Below are 14,359 nucleotides of genomic sequence, written 5' to 3'. Positions count from 1 at the left end.
GATAATCAATGCCTTACATTACAGATGTTTATGCTCGCGAAGTCTTAGACTCTCGTGGTAACCCAACTGTAGAAGTTGAAGTTTATACAGAATCAGGTGCTTTCGGTACGGCACTAGTACCAAGTGGTGCATCCACTGGTGAATACGAAGCGGTAGAACTACGTGACGGAGATAATGAGCGTTACCTTGGAAAAGGCGTTCAAACTGCTGTAGATAACGTAAATGAAAAAATCGCTCCAAAGCTGCTTGGAATGGACGTAACTCAACAAGTGATCATCGATAAAATGATGATGGAACTTGATGGTACTGAAAACAAAGGTAACCTGGGTGCAAACGCAATCCTTGGCGTTTCCATGGCTGTCGCTCACGCTGCAGCTGACGTTGTCGGTCTTCCACTTTACAAATATCTTGGAGGATTCACAGCAAGCACTCTTCCGACACCTATGATGAACATCCTTAACGGTGGAGAGCACGCGGACAACAACGTGGACATCCAAGAGTTCATGATCATGCCTGTAGGTGCTCCTACATTCAAAGAAGCTCTTCGCATGGGTGCTGAAATCTTCCACGCTCTTAAGAAAGTTCTTAAGAACAAAGGTTATAACACTGGTGTTGGTGATGAAGGTGGATTCGCTCCGAACCTACAATCCAACGAAGAAGCTCTTTCTACAATCATCGAAGCGATTGAAGCTGCTGGTTACAAGCCGGATGAAGAAGTTAAACTTGCAATGGACGTAGCTTCTTCTGAAATCTTCGAAGATGGCAAGTACAACCTGAAAGGTGAAGGCGTGGTACGTACTTCTGAAGAAATGGTTGACTGGTATGAAGAGCTTGTTAACAAATATCCTATCATCTCTATCGAAGACGGTCTTGATGAAAACGACTGGGAAGGTACAAAACTTCTTACAGACCGTATCGGCGACCGCGTACAGCTGGTCGGTGACGACTTGTTCGTAACGAACACAGAGAAGCTTGGCCGTGCAATCGAGCAGGGCGTAGGTAACTCTATCTTGATCAAAGTGAACCAAATCGGTACACTTACTGAAACTTTCCAAGCGATTGAAATGGCGAAGCGTGCTGGTTATACAGCTGTCATCTCTCACCGTTCCGGTGAAACAGAAGACGCGACGATCGCTGATATCGCTGTTGCTACGAACGCTGGTCAAATCAAGACAGGTGCTCCATCCCGTACAGACCGTGTGGCGAAGTACAACCAGCTTCTTCGTATCGAAGATCAGCTGCTTGGAACTGCTGAATATGCAGGCGGAAAAGCTTTCTATAACTTGAACAAGTAATTGTTCCCACATGAAGCCTCCCTGATTTCAGGGAGGCTTTTTTATATGGTAAAATAAAGTTCAGAAAGAGATCTTGGGAGAGCAGATAGAATGAAACGTATACTTAAAATCCTGCTATTGATTTTGCTGGGCTATAGCGTGTACACGGGATACAGCCTCTGGACATATGGCGCTGATGATCATATTCCTGAAGCAGACGCAGCAATCGTCCTTGGCGCCGCCCAATGGAATGGGAAGCCAAGTCCTGTATTTGAAGGAAGGTTAAAACAAGGAATAGAGTTATATAAAAACGATAAAGTGGACTACCTGGTCTTTACAGGTGGTATGAGCGAAAATGCCGCCTCTTCAGAAGCAGAAGTCGGAATGAAATATGCGTTGAATCAAGGAGTCCCTAAAGAAGACATCTTAATTGAAAGCCAGTCCGCCGTGACAGTCGACAATTTGATTAACGCTAAGAAAGTTGCTGATAACAAAGGGATTGATTCTTATTTGCTGGTAAGTGATCAATTTCACCTGAAAAGAGCGGTAGGCATGGCAGAGGATCAGGGGATGGATGTCACAGGCGTTCCTACAGCATACTCTGCTTATGAAACCATGGAAACAAAAATGCCGTTCTTCGTCCGGGAATGGCTTTATATGATGATGCACCAATTGACACACCTTTTCGAATAGGTGTGTCAATTGATTATGACTTTTACAGGAAAATCCGTGGCTTCTCGCTAGAATGAAGCAGATTCTCTCTTTTATTTATCCGGCCCATCTCAGAATGGGATTAACCAAGTTTTTTCTAATGGGGAGTGGCATTGAAATGGATCTTCAAACTGCGATTAAAGAACGTCGTTCCATCCATGATTTTCAGCCTCAGGAACTGGAGAGCGGCTTAATGAAGCATATATTTTCACAAGCTTCATGGGCACCTAATCACCGTATGAAAGAACCATGGAACATCACTGTCTTTCAAGAAGAAGCAAAAATCGATTATGCTGACGCAGTGCTTGACAGTTATGTAAGGAATGGTTTTTTTGAGGGGTATGAAAACGGGAAAATAAATTCAATGAAAAAAGGCATACGTGATTTTTTAGTCTCTATACCCCACCATGCTTTGGTTTATCTGGAAATAGATAAAGACTCACATAAGTTTGAAGAAGACTATGCAGCGGTTTGCGCTTATATCCAAAATGTTCAACTATTAGCATGGGAAGAAGGAGTGGGGACGTTATGGACGACAAGTCCTTACTTGAATGATCCGCTTTTTGCTGAAGATCTTGGGCTGCCGCCGTCAAAATATAAGCTTGCTGCTGTCTTACAAATGGGGTACCCGAAGAAAGTTCCGAAATTTAAACCCCGATCGCCTATTGAGGAAAAGTGCACGTTTGTCCATCAATCCTGGAAGAAATGATGAATAACGAATGAAATATTGGCTCTGTTAAAGTTGATTGTTGATATTTTAAACGATTACTAAATAGTCCCTGTCTGGGATTAGGTGTTCGGTCCGTTATTTACTCAGAGCATGGGATGGCAGGGAAAACAGTCCGCTTTCCGCGGGGAACGCTGAGCCTCCTCGAACTTCGTTCTCCGGGGTCTCACCTTGTTCCTTTTTCCCGCAGGAGTCTACCTGTTTTCCCTGCCATCCCGCTTGTGGTTGGTGTAACGGACTTCGGTTATGGCTTTTCCGACCCTTCTACTTTGAAGAGGCGGCCTTTTAGAATGGCGAGACTCCTGTGGGATAAAGGTACATCGTGAGACCCCGGAAGGCGAAGCCTGAGGAGGCTCACGGTACCCCACGGAAAGGGAGTCATTCTAAAAGGCCGCCTCAAACAAATTCCAGGATAGAAAGAGCTGATATGAGCTCACATGTTAAATAACAACACCAAGCAATAACAAAGCCTTAATATTAAAGAACAAAAAAGCTGACACCATTTAATTGGCGTCAGCTTTTTTATGGTCTGGTTCATATTTGTCGGCTTTTTCGGGAAGTGGGTCGATTGTGTGTTTATATTCGTAGCCTTTGGAGACGGCAAAACCGAACATGGCTGCAATACCGAGCACGATACCTACACAAACGATCATTATTATAGTAAAGGTCATTTCAACACTTCTCTTTCCTTAGAACATGGAGGGGAAGCGAATGCCTTCCCACATGTCCTATTGTGCCACATATATGAGCAGATTACTACTTGGATTGAGTCTTTTCTTTGACGAACTCAACAACTTCTTCCGCTGTTCCCATTGAAAGGATTTCTTCTTTATAAGAAGCCATTTCTTTCTTGGAAAGATCACGGATTTGTGTACGAGCCGGCAGAATGGACGTCGCGCTCATACTGAATTCATCCAGACCAAGTCCCAGCAGGATCGGGATTGCGATTTCATCTCCAGCCATTTCACCGCACATGCCGGCCCATTTGCCTTCTGCGTGTGCTGCTTCAATCACATTATTGATAAGGTTCAAAATAGCTGGGTTATACGGCTGGTAAAGGTATGATACGCGTTCGTTCATACGGTCAGCAGCCATTGTATATTGAATCAAGTCGTTCGTTCCGATACTGAAGAAGTCCACTTCTTTAGCGAATTGACGGGCAATCACAGCAGTTGCTGGAATTTCGACCATCATACCAACTTCAATATCATCAGAGACCTGATGTCCTTCTTTGACCAAGTTTTCTTTTTCTTCATCAAGAAGTGCCTTCGCTTGGCGGAACTCATCCAGCGTAGCGATCATAGGGAACATGATTTTCAGGTTTCCATGAACGCTTGCACGTAGAAGTGCACGCAATTGGACACGGAAAATGTCATCACGTTCAAGACACAGACGAATCGCACGGTAACCAAGGAATGGGTTCATCTCATCTGGAAGGTCCAAGTAACTCAGCTCTTTGTCTCCACCGATGTCCAGTGTACGAACGACTACTGGTTTGTCACCCATTTGCTTCAAGACGGAAGAGTAAGCATCGAACTGCTCTTCTTCTGTCGGCAGCTGACTTTTACCCATATAAAGGAATTCTGTACGGTAAAGACCAACGCCTTCGCCGCCATTCTCAAGAACACCTTCAACGTCATCCGGTGTACCGATGTTTGCGACAAGCTCGACATGATCGCCTTCAGAAGTCACAGTAGGCTCATCTTTCAGCTTCGCCCATTCCTGCTTCTGCTTCTCAAAGTCTGCCTGTTTTTGTTTGTATTCTTCAATCTGCTCATCTGTAGGGTTGACGATGACATCCCCGCTGATTCCGTCGACAATGATCATGGAATCCTTTTCAGACTGGGATGTGATATTTTTTGTTCCGACTACAGCCGGGATTTCCAATGAACGGGCCATGATAGCGGAGTGGGAAGTACGGCCACCGATGTCTGTCGTGAACCCTTTGACAAACTGTTTGTTCAATTGGGCTGTATCAGACGGAGTCAAATCATCAGCGACAATGACGACTTCCTCGTTGATCAGCGCTGGATCAGGGAACGTCACGTTCAACAATTGTGCCATGACGCGTTTCGTTACGTCTTGAATGTCAGCAGCACGTTCACGCATATATTCATTGTCCATGTTTTTGAACAAGTCGATGAACATATTCGCTGTTTCATCCAATGCAGCTTCTGCGTTGACGTTTTCGGTCTTGATTTTATCTTCAATCGGCTTGATCAATTCAGGATCGCTGAGAACAAGCAGGTGAGCGGAGAAAATCTCGGCATGCTCATCACCGAGGGATTTTTTCGTGTGCTCTTTAATTTTCTCGAGCTCAGATTTAGAGACCTCAAGTGCTTGATGCAGTCGTTCTACTTCTGTTTCTGGTTGTTCAACTTTCTCTTTGCTGTAAGACAGGTCCGGAGCCTCCAGTGGATATACTTTCGCAATCGCGATTCCACTGGAAGCTGCAATACCTTGTAAATGTGTCATAAAGTTATTCTCCCAACCCTTCATTCTGCATTGTCGTAGTAAGATGATCGATCGCTTCCTGCTCATCGCTTCCTTCTGCAGTGATTTTGACTTCTGCTCCTGCAGGGATGCCAAGGCTCATGATTCCCATGATGGACTTCAGGTTCACAGCCTTTTCTTTATAATGTAAGTTAATGTCAGCTTCGTATTTACCCGCATTTTGGACAAGCACAGTTGCCGGGCGAGCGTGTACGCCGTCATTAGAAGTTATAGTAAATGTTTTTTCTACCATATTGATTTCCTCCTAAGAAAGTATTTTATTTTGAGATACCCTAACTCTATCATTTTAAGCCTTTTGCAGGTCTTTTTTCAACAATCCTACAGCAATTGCTCCAATAATCGAGCCGACTGCAATCGCTAAAATATATAGCAGCGCTTTCATGACTCCACCTTCGACCAAGCCGATGACGATGATGCCTCCGTGAGGGGCAGTCAAGTTGATGCTGAACCATGTAGTCAACGCTCCAGCGATGGCAGATCCTGCAACCATGGATGGAATGACTCTTGCAGGATCCGCAGCTGCAAACGGTATCGCACCCTCCGTAATGAAGAAAGCTCCAAGAGCATAAGCGGTTTTCCCTGTCTCGCGCTCTTGTTCAGTGAATTTGTTTTTGAAAAGAGTTGTCGCTAAAGCCATCGCTAGTGGAGGAACCATTCCGCCGGCCATAGCAGCAGCAATAAACTCATAGTTTCCTGACTCCAATGTAGCGAGGCCGAATGTATAAGCCGCTTTGTTGATCGGCCCTCCCATATCGACAGCCATCATCCCTCCTATGATGATTCCGACAAGTGCTATGTTTGCACCACTGAGGCTTTCCAGCCAAGAGAGTAGACCATTGTAAATGCTCGTCAGACTCGGGTTGATCAAGAGCATGATCATTCCTGTTCCGAAAATCGCTAATACTGGATAAAAAAGCACGGTTTTCATCCCGTCGAGAAAAGCAGGCAGTCCATCAAGCATCCGTTTTATTCCAAGTGTCAAGTAACCCGCCAGGAAACCGGCGATCAATCCGCCTAAGAATCCTGAGCCGTTACCGGCACCTTCCACGCCTGAAGTGATGGCAATCAACCCGCCGATCATCCCCGGGGCGAATCCAGGTCGGTCCGCTATACTGTAAGCGATGAAACCGGCTAACACTGGTACAAGCAGATAGAACGCATTAGCTCCGCCGATCGTCATCAACATTTCAGCAAATCGGTTGTATTCGTCGCTGGAAGGATCTGCGGCATTGATACCGAAAAAGAAAGAAATCGCAATTAGAATCCCGCCGCCAACGACAAAAGGCAGCATGTGGGAGACACCGTTCATCAAGTGCTTATAAAATCCTGTCTTTTGTTTTTTCTTATTTGTCCCCTCTGAGGATTTCTCACTGCTATGGTAAATATCTGCTTCTTTATTCTGTGCTTTTTTCAAAAGTTCTTGCGGTTCGTGTATCGCTTTTGCTACCGGAACTTCAATCACATGTTTACCGTTGAAGGGGCTCATATCGACTTTGGTATCTGCGGCTACGATGACAGCATCAGCTTCTGCAATATCGTTTTCTGTCAGTCGGTTTTTTACACCGCTGGAACCATTGGTCTGGACTTTGATTTGAATATTCATTTCTTTCGCTGTCGCTTTAAGCTTGTCTGCGGCCATGTACGTATGAGCGATTCCTGTCGGGCATGCGGTGACAGCTACGATTTTTCCGCTCCCATCGTCCGTCGAAGTTTCCTCTATTTCTTCTTCTGCCTCTTTTTCATTGATGGCCTGGATGACCTCATTTTCAGAACTTGCGTTTTCCAGGCGTGTACGGAACTTGTTATCCATCAAATATGAAGAAAGGCGGGACAATGTTTCAAGGTGAGTGTTGTTCGCGCCTTCAGAAGCTGCAATCATGAAAAACAAGCGGCTCGGCTGCCCGTCCAATGATTCATAATCCAAACCATTTCGGGAGCGTCCAAATACGATCGCAGGTTCTTTGACAGCAGAGGTTTTTGCATGCGGAATGGCAATACCTTCGCCGATCCCTGTCGTACTCTGCTGTTCTCTTGCTTCAATAGCCGCTTTGAAAGCTTCTTTATCGTGAAGCTTATCGGCTTCATCCATTTTTTTGATCAGCTCATCAATGGCTTCAGATTTAGAGGAAGCTGTCATATTCAAAACGATGGTCTCTTTTGTCAACAAATCAGTGATTTTCACTGCGGTCCCCTCCTTAGTGAATAAAAGAAATCTCTATGTTCTCCAAAACTTCAGAAACATGTTTTTCCTCGCATAAATCATCTTGAAAGGCAGTCGCACTGCCGGCCGCCACCCCGAAGCGGAAAGATTCTTCAATCGACCTGCCTTGAGTCAGGCCTGCTAGAAAACCTGATACGACGGAATCCCCGGCCCCGACAGAGTTTTTGACGACTCCTTCAGGTACATTCGCATGGAGTGTTTTGTTTTCTCCTATATAAATCGCTCCCGATCCGCCCATGGAAACGATGACATGTTCTACACCACTCTCAAAAAGCTTTCTGCCATAATGGACCGTTTTTTCTATAGAGTCGATCTCCGTTTTGAATAGTTCTCCAAGCTCGTGGTGGTTAGGTTTCAAAAGGAAAATCCGTTTACCTATCAGACCTTCGAGTGCCTTTCCTGAAGTATCAGCCACGAACTTGGTGCGGTTCTTCGCGCATATGTCAGCGATGGTCATATAAAAGTCCGGTGGTAGAGTGGAAGGGACACTTCCTGCTAATACAAGAGTGTCTTTATCGGTCATCTCATCCACCTGCTTCAACAATGCTTCCTGTTGATCGGTTGTCAGCTCAGGACCCGGACCGTTGATTTCCGTTTCGTCGCTGCTTTTCAGCTTTACATTGATTCTTGTGTCTATATCGGTATCAATAAATCGATGTTCGATTCCTTCTTCACTCAAAAACTGCTTGATGAAGTTTCCTGAAAAACCACCTGTAAACCCTAGAGCAATGGTTCCGACCCCAAGTCTTCTCAACACTCTGGATACATTGATTCCTTTTCCTCCAGGATAAAAAGAGGTGTTGTGAGCTCGATTCAGCGTTCCGGATTCAAACTCCGGAACGTTCATGATGTAATCGATGGATGGATTGAGTGTGCAAGTATAGATCATGTGATCACAACCTTTATACTCGTCATTTCTTTAAAGCTCTTCAATTGATCTCCCTTGTAATTGGTGATGATATCCGCTTCGTTCAAATTTGCGAATTTACTGAAGGAAACTTCCGTAAATTTGGAATGGTCAGCCAATACGTACCGCTGACGTGATAAATTAAGTGCCGTTTTTTTCAAAGCTGCTTCCTCAGGATCAGGTGTGGTGTATCCATCATTTAAAGAGATGCCATTCGTTCCCATAAAGCAAAGATCGAAACGGTACTGCTTCAAATTTTCAAGAGCGTTCGTACCTACGACTGCTTTCGTGCGGTGTTTGATATATCCTCCCAGTATATAAGTCGTAATAGAGTGATCCGTCAAAGCATCGAGATGGTTGAGACCATTCGTGACTACAATGATGTCCTTCCCTTGAAGGTGTGGGATCAGATGATGGGTGGTGGTCCCCGCATCAAGAAAAATGCTGTCTCCCTCCTGGACCAAAGAAGCGGCTTGTCTGGCTATGGCTTCTTTTTCGTTATGAAGCTTCGTAATTTTTTCTTTCAACGTCGGCTCTTCACTTGCCCTTTGTTTAAGGGAGGCCCCGCCATGGACACGGCGCAGCTGTCCTTCTTGTTCTAGTTGATCCAAGTCACGCCGGATTGTGGATTCTGAAGCATCTGTATGTTGGACAAGATCTTTCAATTTAACGATCTGCTTTTCCTCGAGAAGGTCTAAAATAAGACGGTGTCGTTCTGTAGTCAGCATGTCGTCCGCTCCTTCATTTAAGTTCTTGTTCTTTATCATAATGGAAGCCTTTTCATAAATCAACCATAAACATTCAAAAACAATCAAAAATAATCAAGATAACTTTCATAATCAGTCAAAACGCTCGCTGGGAGGATCAAGTAGATACAAATGGAGGAACAGGGGATGAAATTATCTTGATGAGTACAGCCTTCTATGCTACATTTAAACTAGTCATTTGTACGTTTTTAGGAGGTGTTGGCACATCATGGAAACACTCGCAATTACATTATTAACAATCGATACCATTGCATTAATCGTATTAGTACTTTTACAATCTGGAAAAAGTGCCGGGCTGTCAGGTGCAATATCTGGTGGCGCGGAGCAGTTATTCGGAAAACAAAAAGCACGTGGAATCGACGCTGTACTGCACAAGGCGACGATTGTCACAGGTGTTCTTTTCTTTGTTCTGGCGTTTTTAGCTGCTTACATTTTAGGGTAATAATCAATAATGAATGGAAACCGCGCTGTTATAAAAGCGCGGTTTTTCTATATCAAATGGAAAAAATGCCAGCAGGGTATGATTTTGGTAAAATAGAAAACGCTGATGATTAGAATGAAATCTTTAATTAAGGAAATAGATGAAGTAAGGAGAGAAAAGTTATGAAGATCAAACAACCTCAACCGTTTACGTTTGAGGAAGGAGAACGTGCGGTATTATTACTACATGGGTTTACCGGCCATTCTGCGGATGTCCGGATGCTTGGGCGTTTTCTTCAAAAACACGGATACACGACTCACGCTCCGATTTACCGCGGGCACGGACAAGAACTGGAAGCGCTCATTGATGCCCGTCCTGAAGATTGGTGGGCGGATGTGCAGGAAGCTTTGAATCATTTAAGGGAACTCGGATACGAAAAGATAGCGGTAGCCGGGTTATCGCTGGGCGGCGTGCTTGGCTTGAAGCTTGCTTATTCCGAGCCTTTAAAAGGGCTTGTGACGATGTGCGCACCGATGTTTTTTGATAATGAAAAGCAGTTGACTCAAGGGTTTGAATTTAAAGCGCGTCAATACAAACAATTAGAAGGAAAAGATAAAGAAACGATTGATCGTGAAGTAAAGGAAATGCTTGATGACTCAGAAGAGATGTTCAAGGAGCTTGGGAAGTTCATCACTTCCGTTCATGATGATGTCGATCAAATTTACACTCCGACCTTCGTCGTCCAAGCCGAAAATGACGAAATGATCAATACAGACAGTGCAAATTATATATATAAACAAGTAGAAGCGGACCAAAAAGATATCAAATGGTATAAGAACTCTGGACACGTCATCACAATGGATAAAGAAAAAGAACAGCTTCATGAAGATATACTTGAATTTCTTGAATCCCTGGATTGGTCTTAAGTTTCAGAGTCAGGTCCTTCATACTTAAAGGAGGTAAGGCATATGAGTGCAGAATTAAAACAAAACATTTTAGATTTTTTTAAAGAAACAGCTTCCAAACCTCTATCCGTCCAAGAATTAGAAGAAACATTGGAACTCGAACATGCCGATGATTTCAAGAACCTCATGAAATCTCTGAACGAGCTTGAGGAAGAAGGCGAACTGGTACGGACTCGTAAAAACCGATTCGGTTTACCAGAAAAAATGAATTTGATACGTGGACGGATTCAGATGCATGCGAAAGGTTTTGCTTTTTTGATACCAGACGACGAATCCAAGGATGATGTATACCTGCATCATTCTGATTTGCAATCTGCTATGAACAACGACAGAGTACTCGTCCGAATTGAAAAGCGGAAAGAAGATGGTACCCGCCCGGAAGGAACGGTCATCCGTATCTTAGAAAGGGCCACAACAAGAATTGTAGGTACCTATGAATCAAGTCGTAATTTCGGCTTCGTCATTGCTGATGATAAACGCATTCCAAATGACATATTCATTCCGAAAGGGCAGACGAACGGGGCGGTAGACGGCCATAAAGTTATCGTGAATATTACGAAATTCCCAGAAGGGCGCATGAGTGCTGAAGGGGAGATCGTCGACATCTTAGGCCATAAAAATGATCCGGGTATCGATATCATTTCCATCATCCATAAACATGGAATCAAAACGGATTTCCCTCAAGAAGTTCTGGATCAGGCTGCGAATACACCCGATCAAATCAGTGAAGATGAAATTAAAAACCGTCGCGACCTGCGTGACGAAACGATTGTGACGATTGACGGAGCTGATGCCAAGGACCTGGATGATGCCGTAACGGTCAAGCAATTGGAAAATGGCCACTATAAGCTGGGTGTGCATATCGCAGATGTTACTTATTATGTGGATGAAGGTTCTGCCATCGATCAGGAGGCAAGGGAGCGCGCGACAAGTGTTTATTTGGTAGACCGCGTCATTCCGATGATTCCTCACCGCCTATCCAATGGGATATGCTCATTGAACCCACAGGTGGATCGTTTGACCCTTTCTTGTGAAATGGAAATCGATCAGGATGGTGAAGTCGTCAATCATGAGATTTTCCAAAGTGTCATCAAGACGAATGAACGTATGACATATAAAGATGTCAACAGCATTTTACAGGACGAAGACGAAGATCTCATCAACAAATATAAAGAGTTGGTTCCTATGTTCCGTGACATGAAGGATCTGGCTCAGCTGCTCAGAGACAAACGGATGAACCGGGGAGCCATCGATTTCGACTTTAAAGAAGCCGGTGTCGTTGTAGATGAAGAAGGAAAAGCGGTGGATGTCCGATTGAGAGAACGTTCTGTAGCTGAACGTTTGATCGAGGAATTCATGCTGGCTGCCAACGAAACGGTTGCAGAGCATTTCCACTGGATGGACGTACCGTTTATCCACCGTATCCACCAGGATCCGGATCCGGACAAACTGCAGCGGTTCTTCGAGTTTGTCGCTAATATGGGGTATGTCGTCAAAGGGACAGCCGAAAGTGTTCACCCTCAAGCCTTACAGAAAGTGCTCGAAGAAGTGAAAGGGACGCAGGAGGATATGATTATCTCCAAGCTGATGCTCCGCTCGATGCAGCAGGCGAAATATGACCCTCAAGGTGTTGGTCACTTCGGTTTAGCGACCGATTTCTACACGCACTTCACTTCTCCGATCCGCCGATATCCTGATTTGATCGTACACAGATTGATCCGGACTTATTTGATCGAGGAGAAGCTTGATTATCAGACGAGAAAGCATTGGAAAGATCAAATGCCTGAAATCGCCCGCCACTCTTCAGAAATGGAAAGAGCTGCGGTGGATGCTGAGCGCGAAACCGATGATTTGAAGAAAGCCGAATACATGCAGGATAAAATCGGTGAAGAATATGAAGGAGTCATCAGCTCCATCACCAGCTTCGGGATGTTCGTGGAACTTCCGAACACGGTCGAAGGGCTGGTTCATGTCAGTACGCTGACAGATGACTATTATCACTTCAATGAGAAGCAGTTTGCCATGATCGGCGAACGGACAGGGAATGTGTTCCGCATCGGTGATGAAGTCACGATTCGAGTTACAAATGTCAACATAGAAGAAAGAGTCGTCGACTTCGAGATTGACGGGATGAAACCGAGGAAAGAACGACCGCGTCCGGCTCGTCCAAAGCAGATCAAAACTGATAGAAACCCGAAAAAGAAAGACAAGAAAAAGAACAAACAAAAAGGTAATAAACCTTTTTATCGGAATAAAGGCGTTCCTAAGAAAGGGAAGAAAAAGAAGAAGAGCTGAAAAAAGCGCGGGGGTATAACCCCGCGCTTTCCTTTTATATATGAATGACTTGTTTGACTTGATCGATATCCTTTTCGTTTAAATATTGGCTTGTTCGGAAAATATCTACGTTTACATAGTAAGACCATTTGCTCAGTTCTTCTTCGTCGATTTGGCGGTTGTTCAAAATCTTACCGTCCTGCTCAGAACACACATCATAAGAGACGAAAAGCTTCCCTTCCATTAATTCACGGTCATAGGAAATGGAAACGATCGTCCAACGGTCTTTTTCTACCTGGGTCCAATCGTCAGCCAGGATGTCTTCTAAGGTCATTTCAAAAACGTTCGGTTCATTATGATCGAAAAACCTTATCTTCCCTTGTTCATCCTGAACGATATATCCATTCTGGCTCCAACCTTTTCTTCTCAAAGCGCATCCTTCTTTTAACAGCTCAGCCGATTGCTTAAAATCCATATCTATATTCCTTTCTTAAATGAAATCTTCACGTCTAGGATTTTATTGATTTAAAGGGGTGCTGTCAATCATTTTAAGCCTATTTTCATAGGGAATTTGTATGAAAACGCTTTTTCATTTTTTCTTCCATTTTCCGTACATCAGCCAAGGAGGCTGAACCAGAAAGGGAGCCAATTCGGGGATCTTGTTGAAGCCATCATCGGAAAAGTCGATCCAGCAGCCGGCATTGTCAGGATTTTTATTCCAATGGTCCAGGATTGTCTCAAAAAAACCTGGCTGCTCATAATGGTCGTCCCACATGTATTTGACGTGTGAGTATGTATACTTCTTCGTATCATTTTTAACCATGACAAACCGGGAACCTTCATGATTTTGATAAAATGTCGTTTGATTCAAATAATCCTCGGTGAATAACTCCTTATCCAGTGGCAGAGGGTAATACGCTTCATATGGGAACATGCGGTCCTGCACTTGTGGCTGTGAGAGGAGAAGTTCCTTTTTTGTGCTTAGATTCGTAATTTCATTCCAAACTTTACCTTCGGTGTGATCGGTTAGTAGTTCAGGTCGATTCAAGATCAAGTAATGGAGGACATGATGTTGGTGAAGCCCGATCTTCTCCAGTCCCCGTCGCGCAGAATCATTATCCACGTGTGTGTTCGCACCTATCCATGAAATTTTGGGAGAAGTTTGTAACTGGTTCATCACATGATCCAATACGATTGTTGAATAACCTCTATTGAAGAATCTGCGGTCTGTCCGGAGCCTCCCGATCATGGCGAATTTTCCGTCTCCAAACAAGCTGTATCCCGCAATGGAATAGATACGTTGATCGTCAAACAGACCGAATAATCGATCGGATTCTGATGAAACCAAACGTTCAAAAACCCTTATGATATAGTCATCCTGGATACCTGTCTCCATGTCCTTGAGTAACGATAAATGGTCATACGACAATGGTTTTACATATATATCTTGTTTCATCGGAATCTCCTTTTTCAAATTGTTAATGTAATCATCCCACAAGTGCCGGTCAAATTCACCATTCAGGGTTTAGATTGGATTCATTTGTGACATTTGATAAAATAGAACTTACGCAATAGAGG

The 14,359-nt window shown here is 44.1% G+C and carries 14 protein-coding genes; 6 read left to right on the top strand and 8 right to left on the bottom strand.

Annotated elements, in window-relative coordinates:
- Positions 1-8 precede the first annotated feature (8 nt).
- From eno to LCL89_RS11165, 3 genes are all read left to right on the top strand, one after another.
- Positions 9-1,295: a phosphopyruvate hydratase gene (gene eno, locus LCL89_RS11175; RefSeq protein ID WP_224810163.1), complete on the top strand. Its 1,287-nt coding sequence runs from the start codon at positions 9-11 to the stop codon at positions 1,293-1,295.
- A gap of 90 nt (positions 1,296-1,385) precedes the next feature.
- Positions 1,386-1,967: a YdcF family protein gene (locus LCL89_RS11170; RefSeq protein WP_224810162.1), complete on the top strand. Its 582-nt coding sequence runs from the start codon at positions 1,386-1,388 to the stop codon at positions 1,965-1,967.
- Positions 1,968-2,103: 136 nt separating this feature from the next.
- Positions 2,104-2,694 (top strand): nitroreductase family protein, encoded by a 591-nt coding sequence (locus tag LCL89_RS11165; RefSeq protein ID WP_224810161.1) that lies wholly within the window; start codon positions 2,104-2,106, stop codon positions 2,692-2,694.
- A gap of 521 nt (positions 2,695-3,215) precedes the next feature.
- On the opposite strand, the gene ytzI is transcribed toward LCL89_RS11165, so the two are convergent.
- The 6 genes from ytzI to LCL89_RS11135 all read right to left on the bottom strand — a co-directional run bounded on the left by ytzI (position 3,216) and on the right by LCL89_RS11135 (position 9,082).
- A complete protein-coding gene (ytzI, locus tag LCL89_RS11160) occupies positions 3,216-3,365 on the bottom strand; it encodes a YtzI protein (RefSeq protein ID WP_224810160.1) in 150 nt (49 codons plus the stop codon).
- A 103-nt stretch (positions 3,366-3,468) separates the two neighbouring features.
- Complete coding sequence (gene ptsP / locus LCL89_RS11155; protein WP_224810159.1) at positions 3,469-5,187, bottom strand: phosphoenolpyruvate--protein phosphotransferase; 1,719 nt, start codon at positions 5,185-5,187, stop codon at positions 3,469-3,471.
- Between the two features lie 4 nt (positions 5,188-5,191).
- Entirely contained in the window at positions 5,192-5,458 is a 267-nt protein-coding gene (locus LCL89_RS11150; protein WP_197317558.1) for a phosphocarrier protein HPr, read from the bottom strand.
- Between the two features lie 54 nt (positions 5,459-5,512).
- Entirely contained in the window at positions 5,513-7,408 is a 1,896-nt protein-coding gene (locus LCL89_RS11145; protein WP_224810158.1) for a PTS fructose transporter subunit IIABC, read from the bottom strand.
- A 13-nt stretch (positions 7,409-7,421) separates the two neighbouring features.
- A complete protein-coding gene (gene pfkB, locus LCL89_RS11140; protein ID WP_224810157.1) occupies positions 7,422-8,336 on the bottom strand; it encodes a 1-phosphofructokinase in 915 nt (304 codons plus the stop codon).
- Entirely contained in the window at positions 8,333-9,082 is a 750-nt protein-coding gene (locus tag LCL89_RS11135; RefSeq protein ID WP_224810277.1) for a DeoR/GlpR family DNA-binding transcription regulator, read from the bottom strand. Before LCL89_RS11135 ends, pfkB begins: the two co-directional genes overlap by 4 nt.
- Before the next feature lie 247 nt (positions 9,083-9,329).
- Here LCL89_RS11135 and secG point away from each other — a divergent pair, with 247 nt between their 5' ends.
- The 3 genes from secG to rnr all read left to right on the top strand — a co-directional run bounded on the left by secG (position 9,330) and on the right by rnr (position 12,802).
- A complete protein-coding gene (gene secG / locus LCL89_RS11130) occupies positions 9,330-9,563 on the top strand; it encodes a preprotein translocase subunit SecG (protein WP_197317562.1) in 234 nt (77 codons plus the stop codon).
- Between the two features lie 161 nt (positions 9,564-9,724).
- Positions 9,725-10,468 (top strand): alpha/beta hydrolase, encoded by a 744-nt coding sequence (locus tag LCL89_RS11125; protein ID WP_224810156.1) that lies wholly within the window; start codon positions 9,725-9,727, stop codon positions 10,466-10,468.
- Between the two features lie 42 nt (positions 10,469-10,510).
- Positions 10,511-12,802 carry a ribonuclease R gene (gene rnr, locus LCL89_RS11120; RefSeq protein ID WP_224810155.1) on the top strand — a complete coding sequence of 764 codons (2,292 nt, stop codon included), beginning with the start codon at positions 10,511-10,513 and terminating at the stop codon, positions 12,800-12,802.
- A gap of 34 nt (positions 12,803-12,836) precedes the next feature.
- Here the strand turns inward: rnr and LCL89_RS11115 are convergent, their stop codons facing one another.
- Together LCL89_RS11115 and LCL89_RS11110 are read right to left on the bottom strand one after the other, a co-directional pair.
- On the bottom strand, positions 12,837-13,256 hold the full coding sequence (locus LCL89_RS11115; RefSeq protein ID WP_224810154.1) for a Thoeris anti-defense Tad2 family protein: 420 nt from the start codon (positions 13,254-13,256) through the stop codon (positions 12,837-12,839).
- 114 nt (positions 13,257-13,370) lie between these two features.
- On the bottom strand, positions 13,371-14,237 hold the full coding sequence (locus LCL89_RS11110) for a GNAT family N-acetyltransferase (protein WP_224810153.1): 867 nt from the start codon (positions 14,235-14,237) through the stop codon (positions 13,371-13,373).
- Positions 14,238-14,359: the final 122 nt, after the last annotated feature.

It is taken from the genome of Halobacillus yeomjeoni (assembly GCF_020171525.1).
GTDB classification, from domain to species: Bacteria; Bacillota; Bacilli; order Bacillales; family Halobacillaceae; genus Halobacillus; species Halobacillus yeomjeoni.
This window is presented reverse-complemented; position numbering and strand designations above follow the sequence as displayed.

Excerpts from the sequence above, each read along its gene's own strand:
- eno (WP_224810163.1), top strand. The coding sequence starts at position 9 with ATGCCTTACATTACAGATGTTTATGCTCGCGAAGTCTTAGACTCTCGT.
- LCL89_RS11170 (WP_224810162.1), top strand. The coding sequence starts at position 1,386 with ATGAAACGTATACTTAAAATCCTGCTATTGATTTTGCTGGGCTATAGC.
- LCL89_RS11165 (WP_224810161.1), top strand. The coding sequence starts at position 2,104 with ATGGATCTTCAAACTGCGATTAAAGAACGTCGTTCCATCCATGATTTT.
- ytzI (WP_224810160.1), bottom strand. The coding sequence starts at position 3,365 with ATGATCGTTTGTGTAGGTATCGTGCTCGGTATTGCAGCCATGTTCGGT.
- ptsP (WP_224810159.1), bottom strand. The coding sequence starts at position 5,187 with ATGACACATTTACAAGGTATTGCAGCTTCCAGTGGAATCGCGATTGCG.
- LCL89_RS11150 (WP_197317558.1), bottom strand. The coding sequence starts at position 5,458 with ATGGTAGAAAAAACATTTACTATAACTTCTAATGACGGCGTACACGCT.
- pfkB (WP_224810157.1), bottom strand. The coding sequence starts at position 8,336 with ATGATCTATACTTGCACACTCAATCCATCCATCGATTACATCATGAAC.
- LCL89_RS11135 (WP_224810277.1), bottom strand. The coding sequence starts at position 9,082 with ATGCTGACTACAGAACGACACCGTCTTATTTTAGACCTTCTCGAGGAA.
- secG (WP_197317562.1), top strand. The coding sequence starts at position 9,330 with ATGGAAACACTCGCAATTACATTATTAACAATCGATACCATTGCATTA.
- LCL89_RS11125 (WP_224810156.1), top strand. The coding sequence starts at position 9,725 with ATGAAGATCAAACAACCTCAACCGTTTACGTTTGAGGAAGGAGAACGT.
- rnr (WP_224810155.1), top strand. The coding sequence starts at position 10,511 with ATGAGTGCAGAATTAAAACAAAACATTTTAGATTTTTTTAAAGAAACA.
- LCL89_RS11115 (WP_224810154.1), bottom strand. The coding sequence starts at position 13,256 with ATGGATTTTAAGCAATCGGCTGAGCTGTTAAAAGAAGGATGCGCTTTG.
- LCL89_RS11110 (WP_224810153.1), bottom strand. The coding sequence starts at position 14,237 with ATGAAACAAGATATATATGTAAAACCATTGTCGTATGACCATTTATCG.